Annotated in this window: 23 protein-coding genes; 8 read left to right on the forward strand and 15 right to left on the reverse strand. The window is 68.4% G+C overall.

The genetic code is table 11. The features are described from left to right. Positions 1–46: 46 nt before the first annotated feature. Positions 47–1,102, forward strand: a complete 1,056-nt coding sequence (locus GY812_04525; protein ID MCP4434752.1) for an alpha/beta hydrolase — start codon at positions 47–49, stop codon at positions 1,100–1,102. 4 nt (positions 1,103–1,106) lie between these two features. Here GY812_04525 and GY812_04530 read toward each other — a convergent pair whose 3' ends face one another. The 6 genes from GY812_04530 to GY812_04555 form a co-directional block, all read right to left on the reverse strand. Further along, complete coding sequence (locus tag GY812_04530) at positions 1,107–1,394, reverse strand: DUF427 domain-containing protein (protein MCP4434753.1); 288 nt, start codon at positions 1,392–1,394, stop codon at positions 1,107–1,109. A gap of 25 nt (positions 1,395–1,419) precedes the next feature. Beyond that, the gene (locus GY812_04535; GenBank protein MCP4434754.1) at positions 1,420–2,370 is read right to left on the reverse strand and encodes a cytochrome c biogenesis protein CcdA; all 951 of its coding nucleotides are present in this window, start codon (positions 2,368–2,370) and stop codon (positions 1,420–1,422) included. A 42-nt stretch (positions 2,371–2,412) separates the two neighbouring features. Further along, positions 2,413–2,952 carry a redoxin domain-containing protein gene (locus GY812_04540; protein MCP4434755.1) on the reverse strand — a complete coding sequence of 180 codons (540 nt, stop codon included), beginning with the start codon at positions 2,950–2,952 and terminating at the stop codon, positions 2,413–2,415. Continuing rightward, positions 2,952–4,115, reverse strand: coding sequence for a DUF3179 domain-containing protein (locus GY812_04545; GenBank protein ID MCP4434756.1), 1,164 nt, complete (start codon positions 4,113–4,115; stop codon positions 2,952–2,954). The genes GY812_04540 and GY812_04545 overlap by 1 nt, the downstream gene beginning before the upstream one ends. A gap of 19 nt (positions 4,116–4,134) precedes the next feature. Beyond that, positions 4,135–4,326, reverse strand: a complete 192-nt coding sequence (locus GY812_04550) for a hypothetical protein (GenBank protein MCP4434757.1) — start codon at positions 4,324–4,326, stop codon at positions 4,135–4,137. Positions 4,327–4,415: 89 nt separating this feature from the next. Beyond that, positions 4,416–4,925 carry a TlpA family protein disulfide reductase gene (locus tag GY812_04555; protein MCP4434758.1) on the reverse strand — a complete coding sequence of 170 codons (510 nt, stop codon included), beginning with the start codon at positions 4,923–4,925 and terminating at the stop codon, positions 4,416–4,418. A gap of 161 nt (positions 4,926–5,086) precedes the next feature. On the opposite strand from GY812_04555, the gene GY812_04560 reads away from it, so the two are divergent. Beyond that, positions 5,087–5,302 (forward strand): hypothetical protein, encoded by a 216-nt coding sequence (locus tag GY812_04560; protein ID MCP4434759.1) that lies wholly within the window; start codon positions 5,087–5,089, stop codon positions 5,300–5,302. On the opposite strand, the gene GY812_04565 is transcribed toward GY812_04560, so the two are convergent. The 3 genes from GY812_04565 to GY812_04575 are packed head-to-tail and all read right to left on the reverse strand — an operon-like array spanning position 5,285 to position 6,716. After that, entirely contained in the window at positions 5,285–5,857 is a 573-nt protein-coding gene (locus tag GY812_04565; GenBank protein ID MCP4434760.1) for a redoxin domain-containing protein, read from the reverse strand. The two genes, GY812_04560 and GY812_04565, sit on opposite strands and share 18 nt — an antisense overlap. Then, positions 5,857–6,123, reverse strand: a complete 267-nt coding sequence (locus GY812_04570; protein ID MCP4434761.1) for a zf-HC2 domain-containing protein — start codon at positions 6,121–6,123, stop codon at positions 5,857–5,859. The genes GY812_04565 and GY812_04570 overlap by 1 nt, the downstream gene beginning before the upstream one ends. Before the next feature lie 32 nt (positions 6,124–6,155). Beyond that, positions 6,156–6,716: an RNA polymerase sigma factor gene (locus GY812_04575; GenBank protein MCP4434762.1), complete on the reverse strand. Its 561-nt coding sequence runs from the start codon at positions 6,714–6,716 to the stop codon at positions 6,156–6,158. A 134-nt stretch (positions 6,717–6,850) separates the two neighbouring features. On the opposite strand from GY812_04575, the gene GY812_04580 reads away from it, so the two are divergent. Further along, on the forward strand, positions 6,851–7,717 hold the full coding sequence (locus tag GY812_04580; protein MCP4434763.1) for a hypothetical protein: 867 nt from the start codon (positions 6,851–6,853) through the stop codon (positions 7,715–7,717). Between the two features lie 164 nt (positions 7,718–7,881). On the opposite strand, the gene GY812_04585 is transcribed toward GY812_04580, so the two are convergent. Next, positions 7,882–9,525, reverse strand: a complete 1,644-nt coding sequence (locus GY812_04585) for a hypothetical protein (GenBank protein MCP4434764.1) — start codon at positions 9,523–9,525, stop codon at positions 7,882–7,884. Positions 9,526–9,614: 89 nt separating this feature from the next. Here GY812_04585 and GY812_04590 point away from each other — a divergent pair, with 89 nt between their 5' ends. Beyond that, positions 9,615–10,355, forward strand: a complete 741-nt coding sequence (locus GY812_04590; protein MCP4434765.1) for an SDR family oxidoreductase — start codon at positions 9,615–9,617, stop codon at positions 10,353–10,355. On the opposite strand, the gene GY812_04595 is transcribed toward GY812_04590, so the two are convergent. Next, on the reverse strand, positions 10,340–11,353 hold the full coding sequence (locus GY812_04595) for a hypothetical protein (GenBank protein MCP4434766.1): 1,014 nt from the start codon (positions 11,351–11,353) through the stop codon (positions 10,340–10,342). The two genes, GY812_04590 and GY812_04595, sit on opposite strands and share 16 nt — an antisense overlap. Beyond that, positions 11,350–12,234: a DUF1295 domain-containing protein gene (locus GY812_04600; GenBank protein MCP4434767.1), complete on the reverse strand. Its 885-nt coding sequence runs from the start codon at positions 12,232–12,234 to the stop codon at positions 11,350–11,352. The genes GY812_04595 and GY812_04600 overlap by 4 nt, the downstream gene beginning before the upstream one ends. A 127-nt stretch (positions 12,235–12,361) precedes the next feature. Here GY812_04600 and GY812_04605 point away from each other — a divergent pair, with 127 nt between their 5' ends. The 4 genes from GY812_04605 to GY812_04620 all read left to right on the forward strand — a co-directional run bounded on the left by GY812_04605 (position 12,362) and on the right by GY812_04620 (position 16,441). Beyond that, complete coding sequence (locus GY812_04605; protein MCP4434768.1) at positions 12,362–13,612, forward strand: alpha/beta hydrolase; 1,251 nt, start codon at positions 12,362–12,364, stop codon at positions 13,610–13,612. Between the two features lie 227 nt (positions 13,613–13,839). After that, positions 13,840–14,778, forward strand: coding sequence for an alpha/beta hydrolase (locus tag GY812_04610; GenBank protein ID MCP4434769.1), 939 nt, complete (start codon positions 13,840–13,842; stop codon positions 14,776–14,778). 54 nt (positions 14,779–14,832) lie between these two features. Beyond that, positions 14,833–15,570 carry a DUF1275 domain-containing protein gene (locus GY812_04615; GenBank protein ID MCP4434770.1) on the forward strand — a complete coding sequence of 246 codons (738 nt, stop codon included), beginning with the start codon at positions 14,833–14,835 and terminating at the stop codon, positions 15,568–15,570. 10 nt (positions 15,571–15,580) lie between these two features. Then, positions 15,581–16,441: a phytanoyl-CoA dioxygenase family protein gene (locus GY812_04620; GenBank protein ID MCP4434771.1), complete on the forward strand. Its 861-nt coding sequence runs from the start codon at positions 15,581–15,583 to the stop codon at positions 16,439–16,441. A 12-nt stretch (positions 16,442–16,453) separates the two neighbouring features. Here GY812_04620 and cydC read toward each other — a convergent pair whose 3' ends face one another. The 3 genes from cydC to cydB are packed head-to-tail and all read right to left on the reverse strand — an operon-like array spanning position 16,454 to position 20,857. Continuing rightward, complete coding sequence (gene cydC / locus GY812_04625; GenBank protein MCP4434772.1) at positions 16,454–18,103, reverse strand: thiol reductant ABC exporter subunit CydC; 1,650 nt, start codon at positions 18,101–18,103, stop codon at positions 16,454–16,456. Further along, the gene (gene cydD / locus GY812_04630; GenBank protein ID MCP4434773.1) at positions 18,100–19,827 is read right to left on the reverse strand and encodes a thiol reductant ABC exporter subunit CydD; all 1,728 of its coding nucleotides are present in this window, start codon (positions 19,825–19,827) and stop codon (positions 18,100–18,102) included. Before cydD ends, cydC begins: the two co-directional genes overlap by 4 nt. Before the next feature lie 10 nt (positions 19,828–19,837). Beyond that, on the reverse strand, positions 19,838–20,857 hold the full coding sequence (gene cydB / locus GY812_04635) for a cytochrome d ubiquinol oxidase subunit II (protein ID MCP4434774.1): 1,020 nt from the start codon (positions 20,855–20,857) through the stop codon (positions 19,838–19,840).

Raw genomic sequence — 20,857 nt, forward strand, 5'->3', positions numbered from 1 at the left:
GGTCGCGTTGGTACGACAGCCGTATCGGTAGCCTGACCGCATGGTCATGGCTGATCGCCCGGATGTGGAAACTGTTGGTCCCGTGGAGACGGTGGGGTTGCTCGCCAACCTCGGGGTGCGTGTCGGAGTGGCGGCGGTCACCGCGCCGGCCACCTATCCGTGGATGCGTACCGGCACACCGGTGCGGTCCCTGCTGGGCGGCTTCGAGCGGCGCAGCCTCAAGGAGCTGCTCACCTATACAGAGACCCTTGAGCCTCCGCAGCTCCGTTCAGTGGAGAAGGTGATCGACACCGCTGCGGCAGCGGTGCTGCCGGTGCCCTGGCGCCGCGGTTCGGTGGAGATCGAATCGGACTCCCTGGGCGGTGTGCCCGGGGAGTGGGTCCGCCCCACCGATCCCGATGCCAACCCCGCCGGGGGCACCCTGCTGTACCTGCACGGCGGCGGCTACCTGGCTGCGGGCCCGCACATGTTCCGGGGGTTCGTCACTCGCCTGGTGGAGGGCACCGGGCTCTCGGCGTTCGTGGCCGACTACCGGCTTGCTCCCGAGTTCCCGTATCCCGCGGCTCTCTACGACGCGTTGGCCGTGTACGACGCGATCCTCGCTGACCACGACCGCGACCGGCTGATCGTGGCGGGCGACAGCGCGGGCGGCGGGCTGACCGCCGCGCTGCTGGCCGAGCTGGGCACCCGGGAGCGTCCGCATCCGGCCGGCGCACTGATGTTCTCCCCCGAGGTCGACCTGACGCTGTCCAAGGAGTCCGTGGAGGACAACGCTGCGACCGACATCCTGCCTGACCAACCCGACGTCGAGTCATATCTGCACGGCGTCGACCCCACCGCGGCGTTTGCCTCGCCCCTGTATGCCGACATGGGCGGCTACCCGCCGATCCTGTTGGTGGCTGGCGGCGCCGAGATGTTCCGTGACCAGATTGAGGGGTTCCACGCCAGGGCCGACGAGGCCGGCGTGGATGTCGAGTTCATCGAGGAACCGGGGATGGAGCACGTGTTCGAGGTCGTCTCGCCGTGGGCGCACGCGACCCTCGAGGTCATGGAACACGCCGATGCGTTCTGCGCGCGCGTGCTGCCACCTGTGGCCGATTGACGCCTCAGGAGTCGGTCACCGACACATCGCGCCAGAACGCGATGCGGCCCCTGATGGCCGCAGCCGCCTCGGATGGGTCCGCGTACTCGAAGGCAGCTTCGGCGGCGACGTTGGCGTCGCTCACCACGTCGAAGTAGGTGGCGGTGCCCTTCCAGCCGCACACGCTCGTGTGTTGCGACGGCCGCAGGATGTCGCTGCGGACGGCCTCGCGGGGGAAGTAGGTCATGCCGTCGACGACGACGGTGTCGTCTGACTCCGCGATCACGGTGCCCTGAAGGGTTGCCTTTGCCATGTCATGTCCTCCTGAAGTCGGACTGTTACCTGTTCGATGCTGCGCGCACGGCGGTTTCTTCGCGTACGGCGGTTTCTTCGCGTTCGGTGGTTTCCTCGTCTGTGTGGTGGGAGTCGGCCGCTGCATCGTCGGTCCTGGCGCCGCGGCGTCTTGACAGGACGTATGTCGCGGCCGCGACTGCCAGGACTGTGCCGGCAAGCACCGCGGCGAAGCGCACCGGCTGCTCTGGTGAGAGCAGTTGCTGGAGCCACACCTGCGCGTCGAGGGCGGCGTTCACGACCGGGTCGGCGGTTGTCGAGCCGTTGAGGGTGCGGATCTCGAACCAGCCGTACCAGGCCACGTACGCGCCCGCGGCCACGAGCAGAGCGCCGGACACCTTGGTGATGTAGGGCGTCGCCTTGCGAAGCTTCGCGGCGAGGCCCTGCTTGGCGAGCGCAGCGGCAACCGTGAGGGCCGTGACAATGAGGCCCATGCCGAGCGCGTATGCAACGAAGACGCCCACCCCCGACCCGATGCTCTCCGATCGAAGGGTCGTCGAGGTGACGGCCAGGAACGGCCCGATGGTGCACGAGAGCGATGCCACGGCGTAGGAGATGCCGAACAGGAACATCTGCATGAGTCCGCCGTCGCGCCCGCCCTTGCCCAGTTTCGGGATGGAGAGGGTCACCTGCTTGCCCCTCCAGAACGCGATGCCGAGGCCCACCAGCCCGAGCCCGATCACCACGGTCACCCACGGAAGGAACCGTTCCACCTGGACCGCGAGCGGCGAGATGACCAGCCCGAACAGTCCGAAGACCACCACGAACCCGGCCGTGAGGGTGGCCGACACCAGCACTGCCCGTCCGATGGCTGCGCTCGCGGATTGCCCGTCTGCTCCCGCACCGTCCGGCTCACCGTGTGGTCGGTCCTCGCCGACGAACATCGCCAGGTACGCGGGGAGCAGAGCGAACCCGCAGGGGTTCACGGTTGCCGCCATGCCGGCGGCGAGGGCGAGTGCGAACGGCCCGCTCAGCACGGCTCAGCTCTCCGACAGGGCTGTCATGCGTTCGGCCAGGGCGTCGCCGCCGAGACCGCCCACGAACACCTCGGTCGACCCGTCGTCGTTGACGAAGGCAAAGGCCGGCTGGCCGATCACGCCGAAGTCGGTCCAGATCGTGCCATCGGGGTCCATGACGTGACGCAGTCCCGAGGTGCCGGTGTCGGAAACGAAGGCCTCCATCGCCGCTACTTCGCCGCGCCCCGCAACTCCGATGACCTCGACGGAGCCGTCGAAATCGGCCGCGGCTTGCACCACGGCGGGTGCCTCGAGTCGGCACGAAGTGCACCAGGGCGCCCAGAACCACAGCACCGTGTCCTTGCCCTCGAGGGAGGTGCCGGAGAAGTCGTCGCCTGACAGCTGCGTAGCGGTGAAGTCGAGGTCCGCGGTCGGGCCGGTTCCGACTGGCGCTGTGTCGGCGTTTGCTTGCTGTGCCGCTGTCCCGTCGCCGCCGGAGCAGGCCGACAGCAGGATTGCTGCGGCCAGGCCCGCGGCGACGAGGGGAAGTCGTGTGAGTTGCATCAGGGAACCTCGGTGATCAGTCGGGTGTCGGGCGCGAAGGCCGCCCAGGCGAACCAGAACGTGTCGACGTGCTCGACAGCGGTCAGCTTGCTGCCCACGAGTGGGCCGGCTGTCGCTTCACCGAGGACGTTCCACTCGGAGCCGGTCTCGTTGTCGGTGAACCCCGTCTCGGTTCTCGTGAAGGTGAGCTGGCGGCCGTCCAGCTCGGTTTCGAACACACCCGTGGCCCCGACATCACGTCCGTCGGAAACCTCGAAGGCCTCGAGCGCCGATGCGGTGCCGGGCAGTGCCCATGCGACGACCTGGCGGCCATCGAGATCGAATGCGATCGTGCCGGTATCCAGCAGGGCGTCGGCAACCACTGCGGTCGGATCGGTGTTGACGCCCGCCCCGAGCACGCGTTGCTTGGCTTCGAGCCTCTCATCGGTGTCCCCGCGGAACGCGAACGGGTCCTCGGCGATGTCGTCGTAGCCCGGGTAGGGGTTCTGCCCGTATGGTCGGGTCTCGCCGGTGTCGCGGCTGAGCACCAGGCCCTCCGGGTTGGCGGCGAGCCAGTCCCCCCAGGAGACAGTTGCCACCGGAAGGCGTTCCAGGATCTCGCCGGTCAGGACGCCCGCGAATGCCTCACCGGTGAAATGGCTCCACAGTGATTCGGTCTGGCGGTCATACATCACCAGTGCGGACTGGTAGAGCTTCCCGGACGTGCCGAAGTCGAGCACCCGGTCTCCCAGCCGGCGGTCGAAGGCGACACCGGTGTTGCACAGGGGGCAGTAGGTGACTGTCACCGGTGTGTCGCCGTAGGTGTCATTGACGATCTCGTGCCAGATCATCACCTGGATCGGGTACGCGCGGGTTTCGCCCTCGACCTCGAGGCTGAGCACGGGTTCGTTGGCTTCGAGGAAGCCAACCTCGGTTGCCGGCAGGAACTTCGGGTTGTCGATAGGCGGGATGCCGTCTGGCGGCGGACCACCTGACATGACCTCGGCAGGGTCGACAAGGGGTTCGGGCAGTCCCTCTGCGGTCATGTTCACAAGGGCTGATCCCGTGGCCTCGCGCTGGCCGGCCTCGATCTGCTCGACGGACTCGGCCTCCGAGCTCGCTGACTCCGCGCCCGACGAGCAGGCGGCAGCAACCAGCGCGACGGCGACCGCCACTGCGGCCATCCGGGCGGGGGAGCGCCAGTCATCCAGCACTGAGTGCTCCAGCATGGGTGGGTACTCCGGTTCCGTCGGCGCTGAAGAACACCACCGCCAGCACGAGCCCTGCAACCAGCACGGCGGCGATCAGCCACCACTGGAGCGCCGCCATGCGGTTGGCGCGTTGCTGGGCCGCGGCCTTGGCCGTGCGGCTGGTCGTCGGAGTCCCCTTGGTCATGGTTCAAGAAGGCCGCAAGACAGCTCTTCATTCCCGTCGGGCCACCTCGGAACGGGTCGGAAACTGTGTGCCTGCACAGCCGCGCCGTCTCAGGCAGCCAGTGAGAGCACTTCGTCCTCCGGCATGCCCCCGAGCCAGCCGCCGAGCGGTTGGCCATCAGGGGACAGCAGCACGGTTGCGGGCTGCGCCGAGATCCCGAACGCCTGCCAGGTCTCGAAACTCTCGTCCCACAGCATCGTGAAGGGGATGTCGTGGCGTTCGACGAAGGTGGCAGCCATGCCTGCGTCGTCCTGGGTGCCAAGCCCGACGATCTCGATCTCATCGCCGTGCTCCTCGGCGAAAGCCACCATGTCCGGTGCTTCCGCTGCGCATGCCGAGCAATGAGGTGCCCAGAACCAGACCAGCAGCGGCTTCTCCGAAGGCAGGTAGTCGGCGAACTGGACCCAGTCGGACTCGCCGACATCCCACACCGTGACTTGTGGCAACGGTGACGAAGCAGCGTCGACGCTCGGGGCGATGTCGGGCCTCGCTCCGGTCTCGACCGACTGTTGTTCGCTCCCACATGCAGCGGCCAGCAGGCTGAGCGCGACGACTGTCACCGCGACCGCCAGCGGCCTGTGTGCTCGAGTTCGCGAGTTCGGTCGTCGGGCAGGTCGGGTCGTCGGGGCGCGGTCATAGAGCATCATGTTGCGCAAACCCGTCCTGGCTGAAGACCATTCCCGCCCGGAATGACCTGGGCGGATTCCGAGTTACCGGGGCGATGACTCCGTGGCGCCACCGACTGCTGAGAGGCGAGGTGCAGCAGCTGTTCGACGGCGTGCTGGCAGCCGATCGCATCGAGGCGGTGCTGGCTCACGTGGCGGGGTGCAGGGACTGCAGGTCCGACCTCAGGGCGTGGGAAGGGTTGCGTCACAGTCTCCGTCGGCCCGCGACGTGGGAAGTGGCCCCGGTCGCCTCCTCAGAGCGAGCTGACTGACTGCACGACCTGTCCCGCCGGGGGGTAGTCGCCGAGCGTTGCCCCGCGATGCACCAGCGTGAGCCTGAGCTCGGGGTCGAGAGCGATCACTCCTGGCGCCTGTAGCGGATGGTTGGTGATCCTGCCCTGGCGGGACCTGCGGACCGCACGCAGGTAGTTGCGCATGGTCGTGGGCGCGAGCATCTTCCACCATGGGAAGTGCCCCAACCCGAGGGCGCGGTACAGGTTCTCGTCCGGGTCGACGAGCAGCTCGTAGCCCACGCCGGCCTCGTTCATCAGCCATTCGGCCTGGTAGTCGGCTGCCTTGCCCACACCGATGAAAGAGATGCCCCTGGACTCGGCGAGCGCACGCTGCTCTTCGAGGGCGAGGAGGAAGTCACGGCACGGCATGCAGCCGTAGTAGCGCACGATGGGCACGATGGTGGGGCCGTCGACGAGCTCGCCGAGGCTGACCTCCGAACCGTCGTGTCGGCGCAGGCAGACGTCATCCAGTCGGTCGCCGACGCCCGGCAGCGCAGCGGCGCGCACCGATTCCGGTCCCGCTCGGCCGGTCATCAAGTCGTTCCGTTGCCGGATTCGGCTTCGACCTCGCCGCGAACGAGCTTGTGGCCGAAGTCGCGGAGCCTGTGCACCGACTGCTCCGATGGCTCGGACCGGTGAGCGATGGCAGCCTTGAGGTCGCGATAGACCGACGCCTCGAGTCCGCACTGGCGGCACATGTCCAGGTGCGCGCTCACCAGTCGGGCTGTGTCGTCGTCGAGTTCCGAGTCCAGGTACGTCTGCAAGACCCTGGCGACCTCTTCGCAGCTCAGGGCGGGCATGTCGCCTCGTCGGCGGCGGAAGAACTTGCGGATCATGGCTTCTCGTTCCTCTCGGAGTATCCGGGCTCGCCGAGCTGCTCGCGCATCTTGCGGCGGGCCCGGTGCAGGCGGCTCATGACGGTTCCTTCGGGGATGCCGGCGACTTCTGCTGCCTCGGCGTAGGACAGTCCTCCAAGGTCGACGAGTTCGATGATCTGGCGGAAGTCTTCCGAGAGCCTGCCGAAAGCGGTTTCCACTGCGGCATCGAAGGTGCCGGCGAGCGCCGCCTCCTCGGCGGTGGCTCCGTCGTCCGCGGCTGGATCGGGCAGTTCGCTCTGGGCCTCGGTCAGCAGAGTCGGGCGCCTCCGTCGGTGGCGGTTGATCTCCGCGTTGCGCAGGATCGTGAGCAGCCAGGCCCGCGGGTGGCGGCCGTCGAAGCGGTCGATCGAGCGGTACGCCCGAATCATGGTCTCCTGGGCCAGATCTTCCGCGTCGTGGGCATTGCGCGTGATCGATCGGGCCACGCGCAGCATCACCGCGACCTCGGGGATCACGTACGCCTCGAACCGTTGCGCGGCATCGCCATCAGTGTCGGGCTCGGGCGATTCAGTCAAGACGTTCATGGTGTCACAGGCGGTCCCGGCATCGGTTGGCGAGGCTGTGCGGGATCGGGTGGGCAACCCGTCCCGCGTCGGGAGCATTCCACCTGACGGTGGAAGGCCCGGCGCGTCGAACGGGTTTGGCAGCCATGCCCACATCGCCCGATTCCGAGGACACCGGCAGGTTTCGTCGGCGCATCACGACAGTGCCAACCGTGCTCGCCGTCGCCGCGCTGGGATTGCTGAGCGCCCCGTTCGCGGTGCACCTCATCGCGCTCGCGGACCTGGCGAGGGGTCGCTTGCAGCTGCCCGGACTGCGGGTGTGGGCCATGGCCATGCAGTACCTGTTCAACGAGACGGTCGAGGTCCTTGCCGCACCGCTGTTGTGGATCGCCGCAGGGCTTGGCACGAGGCTCGACTCACCGAGTTCGAGACGCAGGCACACACGCCTGGCGTTGTGGTCGGCACGCTCGCTGGCGCGCCGCGCCGAGCAACTGCTCGGTGTGCACCTGGTCGTGCACGAGGACCGGCAACGGTTGCCGGTGAATGCGTCGACGCTGGTTCTGGCGCGCCATGCCAGCGTGCTGGATGCGGCGCTTCCGGCCGTGGTCCTGTTCGACAGCAACCGGGTACAGGACCACACGCTCACAGGAGTGCTGATGTCGGAGCTGCTGTCGGACCCGGGCTTCGACCTGATCTACCACCGGCTCGGCTGTGTGTTCGTCGACCGCGCCGACGGCCCCGACGCGAGGCGCCGCATCCGGCGATGGCCGAGTCCCTGGGCGATGCTTCTGTGGCCGTGGTGTTTCCAGAAGGGCGGCTGTTCTCCCGGGCCTCCCTGGACCGGCGGATGCAGACGCTCTCCGAGCGCGACCCGGAGCGGGCCCGGCGCCTGGAGTCCCTCGACTCGGTCCTGCCGTCACATCCCGGTGGTGTGCTCGAGGCCCTCGACGGGACCGACGGCGCACATGTCGCGGTGGTGGCGCATCGGGGCCTCGAGAGCGTCGCGTCGCTGAGGGAGTTGTGCCGCACGGCGCCTGTGCGACACCCGGTCGAGGTGCGGGTCACCTGGTGGGAGCCGGAGGCCATCCCGGCCTCGAGGGCCGACAGGGTGGAGTGGCTCGACGAGGTCTACCTGGACATGGACCGATGGGTCCGCCGCTGTGACGATGGGGGCGCCCTAGCGGGCCCTGAACCAGTCGGGGCCGTTGACGGTGCGGTCGACGGCGTCGAGAGCGGCGTCGTGGCAGGGCGGCCGCTGTAGGTCTGAGGCGGTCCACGGGTCTCTGTCGCAGTTGGTGAACGCATGCCAGAAGGTGCCCTGGAACCAACCCGATGGCAACGGAGCATTGGCGCCGTAGCGGTCGATGGCCCAGCTGCGCGCTGTTTCCCAGAGCAGCGATGTGTCGAACGTGGCGAGGGAGCTGGCGTCGACGATCTCGAAGTCGCGCAGGGTGAGGGTGGCGAGCTCGTCCTTGGCCTCCTTGCGCCACTTCGAGTCGCCGCTTCCCGTGCCGGACCGTTCCGTGGAGATCTTGAAATGCATGGAGGAGTCTGTGATGACCACGCCGTGTTCGCACATCGCCCGAACGATCACCGACGCCTGCGGTTCCTGCCAGTCACGCGCGCATGCCTCTTGTGAAAGGCGGATCCGGGAACCCATGGGCAGGTGGAAGTCGGAGCCCATCGACTTGTCGGGGCACTCCTTGTTGGCGCACCCGTCGGTCTTCGTTGCCGGCCATACGAATGGAGCGACGGTTGCTCCGTCGATGGTCGAGGGCATCGAGGAGATGTTGGCCATCGGGATCGTGGCGGCGATCGCATGGTCGATGCGCGCGTCTGCCGCTACCTCCTCGGAGTTCCCGGCCGGGCTGGCGAAGACCTCGTCGATACGGACCATGCCGGCGCTCGTGGGCAGCCCGCTGCCACCCGACGCCGTGCTGCCACTGCGCGGCAGGTGGGTGTCGTAGCCATCCAGGCCGATTGTCCAGGGGTGGTGCCACGTGTAGGGACTGTCGATCACACGGCCCGGACCGTTGTGTGTCGGCGTCAGCCATCCCGGCCGTACGCTCAGGCGCCGTTCGTTGGTGCCAAGGTCGTTGACGGTGGAGTTCTGCGCCAGGTTGCCACCGCTGCGATCCCACCGGATGTGCTCATAGAGGGTGCAGCTGTCGGTGTCGACGAACAGCGCGTGGTCGTCGGTGCTCGAGAGCTCCAGGAGCACCTCGTCCGGCACCCGCTGGCGGAGCATGCCCCGCCAAGCCTGCGTGACCGGTCCGACCTGGATGATCTCGACGTCGGTGTACTCCGATGACTTGGTCCACGACCCCTCGGACCGGACCCATTCCCACGGGTCGTCAGCCGAGGTCCACGTGATCGTCTTGGAGTTGCCGGACCCGAGACCAGAGACGAGACGGAACGGGTCCCACCCGTCGGGCACCGGGTAGTCGGAGAGGCCGGAGCCGTTCGTCGAGATCGGGTCCTTGGTGGGGAGGTGTCGGACGTCCGCATGCCAGTAGTTGTCGGTGGGGAACATGGCGCAGTTCGTCTGCTGCCAGGCGTTCGCGTTGGCCACCTTGATCGTTCGCGGCTGCGCCAGTGGGGGCAGGGTCGTGGTGGTCGTCGTGGCCACCGGCGCGCCGAACCTGACGGCTCCGCCGGGAGCTTCGGCCAGCGGACCGTTGCCGTCGGGTCGCGCCACCGGTGGGGCGCACGCGACCACGACCAGCACTGCGAGCGCGAGCAGGCCGAGCAGGGTGTGGCGTGTGGTTCTGGCTGCGCTCCGGCGCCGCCACCCGGGAATCCTGCGCGGAGGGAGGCTCACCCGCGTTGTGTCGGTATCCGGGCACGATTCCTGTAGCCCTTACGATGACGTCGGCCGGATGTCACGGCCACGCACCACCAGGAGAACCCATGACCGGATCACCGACATTCGACTTCGCCGGGGCCCGGGTCCTGGTGACTGGTGGCAGCCGAGGGATCGGCCGTGCCGTGGCGCAGGCGTTCCACGATGCCGGCGCCTCGGTGGCGGTCACGGGTACCCGTCCAACAGCGTCGGACTACGACACCGGACTCGACGGTTTCGACTACAACTGTGTCGACTCCACCGATGCCGAGGCCGTCGACGACTTCGCCGCCTCGCTCGATCGGCTCGACGTGCTGGTCAACAACGCCGGCGCCAACGGCATGGACGAGGCCTCACCCGACGGCTTCGCGGAGTCCGTCCAACTCAACCTGCTCGCAGCACACCGGCTCATGGCGCGCACCGAGGCGTTGCTGGCGGCCAGCGAGCTCGACGGGGGAGCGAGCGTCGTCAACGTGGCGAGCATGGCGGCGTTCAGGCCGGCGGCGTTCGTGCCGGGCTACGGCGCCGCGAAGGCCGGCATCGTGCAGATGACGAAGCAGTACGCGTTGCTCTGGGCGCCCTCGGGTGTCCGGGTGAACGCTGTCGCTCCGGGGCTCATCGGCACCGACATGACGGCGCCCATGCGCGCATTCGACGAGATCACCGAAGCCGAGCTGGCCAAGGTGCCGATGAGGCGCTGGGGCACTCCCGCTGACCTCGTGGGCGCGTTCCTGTTCCTCGCCAGTCCCGCGGCGCGATTCATCACGGGCCAGACCCTGTGTATCGACGGCGGCTACTCGGTCACCTGAGGTCCACGGTCGGCGGCCCTGCGTGCCTCGGTGACCTTGTGGTCGAGCAGGAGCCATTCCCCGTCGAGCCAATCGCGGAACCGGTCGCCGCGGCCCACTGCTGACCGCGGGACCCGGCAGAACTCCATTCGTACCTGGCGGTCGGGGCGGCCGAGCGCGTCGAGAATCCCCCCGAAGGTGTCGAGTCCCTCGAAACCGACGTGGCCTGCGATCACGATGTCTGCATCCGGCACGGCCTCGATGAGTGCACGGGCTCCGGCGGCCCGTGGAGGCAGCAGGTTCTCGAGGGCTTCCAGACGCTCGGCGCGCTCGGGGTCGGTCTGCGCGATCCGATCGAGCGCCTTGCGGCGCTTCGCGGCGTTGGAACGCGTGCCTTCGGGGAAGATCACAGCGGCGTCGTCGGTGCCCATGCCCTCGGCCATGGCAGCGATCGCCTCCAGCTCCGGGGCCGAGTCGGCAGCACCGCGGTCCACGAAGCAGTTGGGTATCCGGTTGCCCACGATGTCGAGGCACGGATCCACGAGAAGCTCCTTCTTCATCACGACCCGCGGCGCCATCCCGGCGCCGGAGATGATCGACCAGGCCGTGAGTAGGGAATCGGCCAGGCTGGCGTGGCGAACCAGCACCACCACCGGCCCCGGACGGAGTTGCTCGACCCCCTCCACCGTGGGCTGCAATCCGCATGTGGCTGCGAGCGCGCCCATCAGCCGTTTCGCCCACCAGGCCTGAAGGGCCAGGTTGGCGCCGGTGTTCGAGGCCTGTCCGCCCAGCCAGAGCACCGCAGCGGCGCCCACTCCCGCCAACTCCAGCCACGACCAGCAGGCGCCGAACGTGAGCAAGCGGGCGACCGGCAGCCGCCACTTGCCGCGAACCAGATCGAAGGCGACCGCCAGTGGCAACCAGATCCACACGAGCAGCGTGAGTGCGAGGGCCACCACGGTGACCGCGCAGACCCCGATCGCCCTGCGCCGGATGACCTTCCGTCGGGCCGGCCTCACCGCTGTGGCGCCTTGTGCGGAGGGCGGGGGAACAGTGAAGGTGTGTCAGCCACGTACCGTCGGTATTCGGGGTCTTCTCCCCAGCGCTTCTGGCCGCTGCGTTCCAGCAGGGGCACGCCGCTGATGCGCGTGAGCAGCACGTAGACGAACAGTGGCGACACCAGGGTCAGGTGCGCCCAGCCTCCCAGCGCGCCGACGGAGATGACGGCGATGCCTGTCCAGAGCAGGATCTCGCCGAAGTAATTGGGGTGGCGTGACCACGCCCAGAGGCCGGTGCGTATGAAGCGCCCGTCGTTGGCCGGGTCCGACCGGAACTCCTGCTTCTGGCGGTCGGCCACCACCTCGAGGCTGAAGCCGACAGCCCAGATTGCTGCCCCCACCGGCACCCCCCAGTCGAATGCGGCCTCCCGGTCCGCAGTTATCGCTGCGAGAGCTGCCGCCATGGTGAGCAGTACCCAGAGGCCCTGGAGGGTCCAGGTGCTGAGCAGCCGCAAGGGGTCGGTCTTGATCGAGTCGAACCGCGAGTCGGACCCCGCAGCGATGATCCGGCGTGCCAGGAAGGTCCCCAGTCGTATCGACCAGATCGACACGAGAGCGGCGAGCAGCACCGAACGGCCGTCGTAACGCGCCACGGTGACCAACGCGACTGCGAGCACGGTGATGTAGGTGATGGTTCCGGTGAGGTCGAAGAAGCGCTCGGTGCGCATCAGCATCGAGGGCACGTACGCGATCCAGTTCACGCCGTAGGCGGCCACCGCGCACCAGACCATCACGGGCAGGCCGGCAGCGGTGGCCCCACCGTCGCTGCCTGCCAGTGCCACGAGCGCACCGACCGCAACGGCGGCGATCACCGATGCGAGCGCGCCAGCTGAACCCTTCATGCCACCATCATCCTTTCGTGGATTGGTTCGCAGCGGGCCGCGCCCCCGGATGCAGCGCCACACCACCGATGGTCCCCTGCGCGGACGCCGGCTTTGATGATAAGCACCAAGGGGCCAGAATTGGCCCATGGGTTGGGCATACCTGGTCGTATCCGTCAACGGCGCCGCTTACACGCTTAACGCCTACAAGCCCGCGCGCAACAAGGCGATGTTCGGCTGGAGCTTCTTCGCGTCGTGGATGACGATCGAGCTAGCGCCCCTGCACCTGGTCTGGCAGATCGTGGCCACCGCGCTGTTCGCGAAGAAGGGCGCACTGCGCACCGCCCCCGGCAAGGTGGGTCTGGCCGTCACCCTGGCGTCATGGGTGGGCCTGGCCGCCACGATCCGCCAGAGCTACGCAGCACGCAACGAGATCCGCGAGTCGATGCGTGAACTGGCACAGCACCAGCGGCGCACTCCCGACCACCGCGTCGAGCTGCGGCGCCATGTCAGCTTCGCACGTGCGGGCGGCAAGGAGCTGCGCATGGACATCCTCTCGCCCTGCGATGCACCCGAACCCGGCACGCGCAGGCCGTGTCTCGTGCAGGTTCACGGAGGCGGATGGGTACTCGGCTTCAAGGACCGCCAGGGTCAGCTCCTCATGAAGGAGATGGCGAAGGCGGGTTGGGTCTGCTGCAACGTCGACTACCGCCTGAGTCCGAGCGCCACCTTCCCAGACCACCTCGTGGACGTGAAGCGGGCCATCGCATGGATCCGCGAGAATGCCCACGAGCTGGGTGTCGACCCCGACTTCATAGCGGTCACCGGTGGGTCGGCGGGCGGCCACCTGACGGCCCTCGCGGCGCTCACCGACGATCCGGCCCTCCAGCCCGGATTCGAGTCGGCTGACACCTCGGTCCAGGCGGCGGTGCCCTTCTACGGCGTGTTCGACTTCAAGAACCGCACTGGGGCCTGGCCCGAGGGGACCATCGAGCAGTTCCTGTCCCCGATGGTCATGAAGACCGACCCCGCGGAGGACCCCGAGGGGTGGTCGCTCGCTTCGCCGATCGACCAGGTCCGCGCCGATGCGCCACCGTTCATGGTGATCCACGGCGATCGTGACGTACTGGCCCCCGTGCAGGACGCACGGGTGTTCGTGGAGGACCTGCGGGCGGTGTCCGAGGCGCCGGTGTACTACGTCGAACTGCACGGTGCCCAGCATGCGTTCGAGACCTTCGCCTCGATCCGGGCCAACGCGGTCATCGAGGCCACGGCGCACTTCCTCGACGCGGTGCACAGCGCCTACGAGCACGTGCCCGGCGAGCGACCCACCGGAGCGGAGGTCTCCGCAGAGCTCGAGGCCGAGCTCGGCGCCGAGGTCAGCCAGAAGCTGAGCTGACGGTCCGGGGCTTCGCCGCGCCCGGGACGGGGTTCATGGGGGATCGAGTTCGTGCGGCACCAAGCCGACGTGGTCCGTCGCATCATCGAGTACAGCCAGATCGTCGTGCCGGTACGCGCCCCTGCCGAGGCCCGGGACTCAGGCGCCCCGGCCCCTCCCGAGCCGCTGCGCACACCCGCTCCGGCGGTGCCTTTGTCGACCGCGGAGCAAGCTGGTTGACTCGGTTGATGACCGAATCCGGAACCCGGCCGGGCCGGCAGCTCCCGGCCCACGAATCGTCACCGGCCTGGTTCCGCCGGGCGCTTCAGGTGCCATTCGAGGACGGGTTCACCGCGGTCGGTGGCGTGCAGGTGCACTTCTGTGCGTGGGGTGAGCCGGGCAGGCGCGGCCTCGTGTTCGTTCACGGCGGCGGTGCGCACGCGCATTGGTGGACCCATGTTGCAGCGTCGTTCGCCCGTGACTTCAGGGTGTTGGCCGTCGACCTGTCGGGCCACGGCGACAGCGGGCATCGCCAGGAGTATTCACTCGAGCAGTGGACCGACGAGGTGATGGCGGTCGCTGACGCAGGGGGGATCCTGGGCCCACCGGTCGTGGTGGGCCACTCGATGGGTGGGTTCGTCACGATCGGAACCGCCGCCATGCATGGAGACCGGCTGGCGGGAGTGATCGTGTGCGACTCGCCTGTGACCGAACCCGACCCGGAGACCCGCAGCTACATGCTCAAACAGGCGTTCGGCCGGCCCCGGGTGTACCCGGAGCGGGACCAGGCGATCTCACGGTTCCGCACCGTGCCCCCACAGGAGCACTACCTCGGCTACGTGCTCGACCACGTGGCCCGCCGCTCCCTCAAGCAGGTCGAAGGCGGCTGGCAGTGGAAGTTCGACCGCACGATCTTCGAACAGTTCGCGGGCGGCATGCGGGGCATAGCGCTGCCCTACCTCGCGGCGATCCGCTGCCGGCTGGCATTGCTGCGCTCGGAGAACGGGCTGGTCACAGAAGACATCGGCGCTTCCATGTACGAGGCCATGGGCAAGGTGACGCCGATCATCGAGATTCCCGAGGCGGGTCACCACGCCATGCTGGATGAGCCGCTGATCCTGCTCACTGCGATTCGATCCCTCCTGGCCGACTGGGACCATTCGGAGCCCTCGTTCATCCACCGCTGAGCCGGTTCACCCCAGGTCCACCTCCGAGCTCACGGCAGTGGCGACACTGGTGCGATGGTCATGCCTGTCCGCCGCCCGGAAACGGTTGCGGTGCTTCTCGCTGCGGCTTCGGGATTCGTGGACGCGTTCGTGTACCTGCGGATTTTCCCGGTCTTCACCGCCAACCAGTCCGGCAACCTGATCTTCGCCGGGGTGGCGATCGGCAAGGGCCACTGGGTCGAGGCCTCGGCCTCGCTGATAGCGCTCGCCGCGTACATCGTCGGGGCCGGTGTGGGCACCGCTGCCTTTGACCACAAGCGCCAAGGGGGTCGCCCCAGGTTCCTGAGGGCGCTCGGCGCCGAGGTCGCGGTGCTGGTCACACTGATTGTTACAGCAGCGATCCTCGGTCGCGGCCAGCAGGTCAGCAGGCAGGTCGACCTCCCGGTGATCCTGATGATCGCAACCACGTCGCTCGCCATGGGTCTACAGGGCATGGCGCTTCGAAAGGTACGCGGCGTTTCGGTACTCACCACGGGCGGAACCGGCAACGTGACCTCCATCGGTGAGCGGCTCGGCAGACTCGGCACGCCACGGCGTGAGGATGGCGACGAAGCCGTGCTCGGGATCATCGGCGGCGTCGTCGTGCTCTACGTCGTGGGCGCGATCGCGGGAGCGATCGCAGCGGCCATCGACCGGGTCGGGCCAGTGCTGCTGTTGATCCCGGTGGCCACGGTCGCGGTCGCGCTGGTACTCGAGTTGACCAGGGTCCGCTCCGGCGAACAACCACCGGGCGCGGGCGCCACACAGCGCTAACTTGCCGGGTGTGGAAGAGACCCGGGACACCGCAGCCTCCGATCCGATGTCGTGCGAGCGGCATCCGTGGAACTCCGACATGCAGTGGCGTCCTCCCCGCGAGCCCCGGACGATCACCGTGGAACAGGCCGAGGCATTCCAGCACGACGGGTTCTTCGTCATGGAGAATGTGTTCTCCGCCACAGAGCTGGCCGAGCTGGACGAGGCGCTCGAACCCGGCAACGAACGCGTGGCGGAGTTGTTGGCCCAGCTCCCCGACGGGCGGATCTCGGTCGCCGGTGTGGACACCCAACTCGTCACCCCGAACCAGGTGGGTGCCACGGGCGTGCTGATCGACACGTGCCGCCATCGCACGCTCGCCGGGGTCTGCGCTGATTTGGTCGGCCCCGATGTGCGCCTCTACTGGGAGCAGGCGGTCTACAAGCAACCCCGGTCGGTGGCGCCCGTGCTCTGGCACCAGGACAACGGCTACACCTACGTGGAGCCACAGGCGTACCTGACCTGCTGGATCGCGATCACCGATGCGACCCGCGACAACGGCTGTGTCAGGGTGGCGCCGGGTGTGCACCGCGAAGGCACGCTCGTGCACCGCAGCACCGAGTTCGGCCAGGAGTGCTGGGGTGACGAAAGCGGTGCAGTGGAGGTCCCGGTCCCGGCGGGCGACGTTGTGGTGTTCTCCTCGCTCACGCCCCACACCACAGGTGTGAATCGAACCGACGATGTCCGCAAGTCCTACATCGTGCAGTACACACCCGACGGTGCCGAGGTGCTGGAGGGTGCACCGCCCGCTGCGCCCACCCGTCGGCGGCGCCTCGATGACCCGGTGCTCAACGCATGGGTGGTGCGCGATGGGGAGCCGGTCGACGGCTGACGCCCCACCCGCTCAGTCCAGCCGCACGACCACGTCGACACCGTCGGTCGCACGGTCGCTGTGCGACATGAGAACCACTGTGCGCCCGCCCTGCCACCGGTGCACGCCCTCGAGTACCCGCGCCTCGGTGTCGGCATCGAGGTGGGCGGTGGCCTCGTCGAGTACCAGGATCGGGGCCTCGGCCAGCAGTGCACGGGCGATCATCAGGCGTTGGCGCTCCCCACCGCTGAGTCGGCTGCCATCCTCTCCGACCCGTTCGTCGAGCCCGGCCGGCATCGCCTCCACGAACTCGAGCGCGTCCGCCGCGCCCAGCGCTTTGCGGACCCGGTCGTCGTCGGCGTCCTGGTCGGCCAGCAAGAGGTTGTCGCGCACCGACGTGTCGAACAGGTGGTCGTGCTGTTCCACGGTGGCCACCAGCTTCCGGGCATTGTCGGCGCGGAGGTCCGCCAACTCGGTACCACCGATTGTGATCGACCCGCAGTGGTAGTCGCGGAAGCGCAGCAGCAGGCTCAACAGCGTGGACTTGCCTGTCCCGCTGGCGCCCACCACAGCAGCCCGCGCCCCTGCGGGAATCACAGCGTCCAGGCCGTCGATGACTGTTCCCGGGTCACCCGGGTAGCTGTAGGAGAGGCCCGAGATCGCGAGGGCGACCGGCCCCGTCGGTGCCGCGGCATCGCCCGCGTGGGGGTCGACCTCTGGCTCGGAGCACAGCAGGTCATCGAGTCGTCCGGCTGATCCGCGGGCCCGCCCCAGGCTGTCCATCGCGGCTGCGAGCGGTGCCACAGCCTCGAATGCGGCCAGCGCCACCAGTGGCATGACAGCGAGTTCGACGCCGGCGAGTCGCCCGTCGTCCAGCATCGGCAGCGCCACGGCGAACAACGTCATCGCGGACATGCCCACGAGCACGGCCACCAACGCTCCCGCCGCCCCGTGAAGATGCCCGAGTCGCCGGTCGAGTTGGCAGCGGCGATCGTGGAGCCTCCCCAACGTCTCGGTGAGGCGATCCTCGCGGCCGAACGCCACCAGCTCCGGCGCCGCCGCTACCGACTCCACGGCCTCTGCCTCCATGTCGGCCTCCACCTGGGCGACCGCTTCGGAGGCGGATCGCCCGATGAAGCGGGCGCCTGCCGGAACCACCAGTCCGACCAGCAGGAGGTAACCGGCCACGATGGCTCCGAGTACCCAGCTGAACGAACCGAGCACGACTGCTGCAACCACCGATGTCAGTGCGGCGGCGATCATCGGCACGGCCACCCGCAGCGGGAAGTCCCCGACCGAGTCGATGTCACCGATGATGCGGGCCAGCAGGTCGCCGGTGCGGCGTTGGGCCAGCCTGGCCGGTGCCAGCGGTTCGACCGCCGCGAAGAACTGCGCCCGCAGCGCAGTGAGAGTCCGGAAGGTGGCCAGGTGGCCGACGTATCGCTCGAGGTATCGGAACGCAGCCCGCGTGACGGCGAAGAACCTGACGCCGGTGATGGCAAGGGCCAGGGCCGCGGTCGAGTCGACCAATGCAGCTTTGGAGATCAGCCACGCCGCCAACGCGACCAACCCGATGCCCGAGCACAGGGTGACGGTGCCGAGCACGGCGGTGGCGAGTGTCCACCAGCGCTGTGACGCGGTCAGCTCCGCCAGCCGCCGAACAGAAACCGCCGGCGCGGTCACGGCCCGCCTCCGGCGCGGCCAGCCGACACGGCACCCTTGCGCAAGGTCACTACCCGGTCGGCGGCCGCGATCGTGGCTTCGCGGTGTGCAATCACTATGACGGTGCGGCCCCGCCAGAGCTTCCGCGCCGCATCGAGCACCGCAGCCTCGGTCTCGCTGTCGAGGTGCGCCGTGAACTCATCGAAGACGATCAGCGGTGCGTCCACGATGGTCGCCCGGGCGATGGCGATCCGCTGGCGCTGCCCACCGCTCAGGCGCAGCCCACGTTCCCCGAGCACCGTGTCGTAGCCATCCGGAAGCGCCGCGATGAACTCGTCGGCTCCAGCAGCTTGGGCCGCTCGCTCGATCTGCGCGCGGTCGGCCCCCGGTGCGCCCAGTGCGATGTTGTCGGCGACCGTGCCTGCGAGCATCGTTGGCGCCTGGGGCACCCAGGCGAGTCGTCGGCGCCATTGCGTCGCATCGATGCCCGAGAGTGGTTGTCCGTCGACCAGCGCCTCGCCCGAGGTCGGCTCGACGAAGCGCAACAGCACCGATGCCAGTGTCGACTTGCCCGCCCCGCTGGGGCCGACCACGGCCACGACCTCACCTGGCTCGAGCGACAGGTCGACCCCGTCCAAGGCGTCCTTCTCGGCTCCCGGGTACCGGTAGTGCAGGGAACGCACCTCTATGCGCGGTGGTCCGGCGTGGTCGGCCGACGACACCGGCGCTGCCGTGCGCGGCCCGGTCAGGTCGACCTGGGCCTCGCCGAGGAGCTCGGAGATCTCCTCGGCTGCGGCATCGCCGGTACGGCCCACGTGGTACTCGGTGGACAGGCGGCGGAAGGGCGTGAAGAACTCCGGGGTCACCACGAGCACCGCCAGCGCGGTACCGAAGGTGATGTCACCCCTGATCAGCCGGAAACTCACCTCGACCGCCACGAGCGCCGTGGCGGCGGTCGAAGCCCATTCCATGACCAGCGAGGTCTGGAACGCGGTTCGGAGTACCTCCATCGTGGTGTCCCCGAATCGACGGCTCGTCTGCTCGATCATCTCGGCGCCATCGCTGCTGCGGCCGAAGGCCTTGAGGGTGCCAAGGCCGCGCAGCATGTCGAGGTAGAAGCCCCGCAGCCATCCGAGCTCGTCGAAACGCCGCCGCGTCAGCTCCGCGGTGCGGCGGCCGATGACCGCCAGCAGCAGCACCAGCATCGGTCCCGTGAAGGCGAGGATCAGCGTGCTCGGCCAGTCGAGCAGCAACACGGCGACGAACGCCATGGCCGGCACGACCACAGTCATGGCCATGGCCGGCAGGTAGCCCGACACCCAGTCCCCGACCGCCTCCACCCCCTCGGTCAGCGCACCGCTGACCCGTCCTGTGCGGGCTCCGCCAAGCCGCCTCGGGTCACCGGTGATGACCGATGCGGTGAGCCGGCTGCGCAGCAGGGTACGCGAGGCCGCCGATGACTTCGCGGCGAGCACCGTGCCGGCCCAGCCGGCCGCTGCACGCACGATCAGCAGCGCGGCCATGGCGACGAGCGGACCCCTCAGGTCGCCGAGACGGTCGCCATCCACAAAGGCGCGGTCCACCACTTCGGCGAGGAGCACCAGCCATGCCAGCAGCGCGGCCCCGGCGAGCCCGGCAGCCGCGAGGCCGGCCACGGACAACAGGGCGGCGCGTGGCTGGCTCGCCAGCAGTCGACCGGCGGCGTTGCGCTGTGTGGCTCCCGGGCCTTCGGTCCCCCCGCTCAACGCAATCAGCTCAGTAGCTCTCTTCGTCGAGGACGACCTTGCCGCGGAAGAAGTAGTAGATCCCGACTGTGTAGAGCAGCACGAATGGCATGCCGATGATCGCCATGACGAACATGACCGTGAGCGTGTTCTGGGCGGCCGCTGCGTTGTGGATCGTGAGGTCATTGGCTGCACTGATCGACGAAGGCAGCATCACCGGGTATAGGCCTGCTGCGACCGACGCCATGAGCATCGCGATCGTCACCGCCGAGGCGACGAAGCCGCTCAGGTAGGCGCGGTTCTCCACCAGTCGCCATGCCGCGAGCGTGGCGCCCAGCGCCAGCACGGGGAACGCCACGGTCCACGGGCGGTCACGGAAGTTGTCGACGATCCGGGATTCCAGGTTGAACGTCCAGATGACCAGGGTCGTTCCGAGTACGAAGAAGCTGGCCCCGAGGCGGGGGATCTGCCGCCTCACACGCTCCAGCAGGTCGCCCTCGACCTTCTGTGTGAGGAAGAACGCGCCGTGGAGGCTGAGCATCACAACGCCGGTGATGCCCACCAGGAGCGAGTAGGGGTTGAGCAGGTCGATCAGGTCGACCGCGATGTTGCCGTCACTGTCGAGCTTCACGCCGCGGATCACGTTGCCAAGCGCCACGCCGAGCAACAGCGCGATGCCGAGCGACGAACCGAAGAAGAACCAGTCCCAGGTGGTGCGCCAACGGCTGCTCTCGCGCTTGGATCGGAACTCGATCGCCACGGTCCGCAGGATCAGCACCAGCAGAACGAGCATCATCGCCGTGTAGAAGCCCGAGAACAGCGATGCGTAAACGAACGGGAATGCTGCGAACAGGGCTCCGCCTCCGAGTACGAGCCACACCTCGTTGCCATCCCAGATGGGACCGATGCTGTTGAGCACGATCCGGTGCTCGCGGTCGTCCTTGCACAGCCAGGGCGACAGGATGCCGACGCCCAGGTCGAATCCGTCGAGGATCACGTACCCGGTGATGATCACGACGTAGAGGACGAACCAGGTGGTGTTGAGCCACAT

This window comes from Actinomycetes bacterium (genome assembly GCA_024222295.1).
In the GTDB taxonomy this organism is placed as follows: Bacteria; Actinomycetota; Acidimicrobiia; order Acidimicrobiales; family Microtrichaceae; genus JAAEPF01.

Excerpts from the sequence above, each read along its gene's own strand:
- GY812_04525 (MCP4434752.1), top strand. The coding sequence starts at position 47 with ATGGCTGATCGCCCGGATGTGGAAACTGTTGGTCCCGTGGAGACGGTG.
- GY812_04530 (MCP4434753.1), bottom strand. The coding sequence starts at position 1,394 with ATGGCAAAGGCAACCCTTCAGGGCACCGTGATCGCGGAGTCAGACGAC.
- GY812_04535 (MCP4434754.1), bottom strand. The coding sequence starts at position 2,370 with ATGGCGGCAACCGTGAACCCCTGCGGGTTCGCTCTGCTCCCCGCGTAC.
- GY812_04540 (MCP4434755.1), bottom strand. The coding sequence starts at position 2,952 with ATGCAACTCACACGACTTCCCCTCGTCGCCGCGGGCCTGGCCGCAGCA.
- GY812_04545 (MCP4434756.1), bottom strand. The coding sequence starts at position 4,115 with ATGGCCGCAGTGGCGGTCGCCGTCGCGCTGGTTGCTGCCGCCTGCTCG.
- GY812_04550 (MCP4434757.1), bottom strand. The coding sequence starts at position 4,326 with ATGACCAAGGGGACTCCGACGACCAGCCGCACGGCCAAGGCCGCGGCC.
- GY812_04560 (MCP4434759.1), top strand. The coding sequence starts at position 5,087 with ATGACTCCGTGGCGCCACCGACTGCTGAGAGGCGAGGTGCAGCAGCTG.
- GY812_04565 (MCP4434760.1), bottom strand. The coding sequence starts at position 5,857 with ATGACCGGCCGAGCGGGACCGGAATCGGTGCGCGCCGCTGCGCTGCCG.
- GY812_04570 (MCP4434761.1), bottom strand. The coding sequence starts at position 6,123 with ATGCCCGCCCTGAGCTGCGAAGAGGTCGCCAGGGTCTTGCAGACGTAC.
- GY812_04580 (MCP4434763.1), top strand. The coding sequence starts at position 6,851 with ATGCCCACATCGCCCGATTCCGAGGACACCGGCAGGTTTCGTCGGCGC.
- GY812_04590 (MCP4434765.1), top strand. The coding sequence starts at position 9,615 with ATGACCGGATCACCGACATTCGACTTCGCCGGGGCCCGGGTCCTGGTG.
- GY812_04600 (MCP4434767.1), bottom strand. The coding sequence starts at position 12,234 with ATGAAGGGTTCAGCTGGCGCGCTCGCATCGGTGATCGCCGCCGTTGCG.
- GY812_04605 (MCP4434768.1), top strand. The coding sequence starts at position 12,362 with ATGGGTTGGGCATACCTGGTCGTATCCGTCAACGGCGCCGCTTACACG.
- GY812_04610 (MCP4434769.1), top strand. The coding sequence starts at position 13,840 with ATGACCGAATCCGGAACCCGGCCGGGCCGGCAGCTCCCGGCCCACGAA.
- GY812_04615 (MCP4434770.1), top strand. The coding sequence starts at position 14,833 with ATGGTCATGCCTGTCCGCCGCCCGGAAACGGTTGCGGTGCTTCTCGCT.
- cydB (MCP4434774.1), bottom strand. The coding sequence starts at position 20,857 with ATGTGGCTCAACACCACCTGGTTCGTCCTCTACGTCGTGATCATCACC.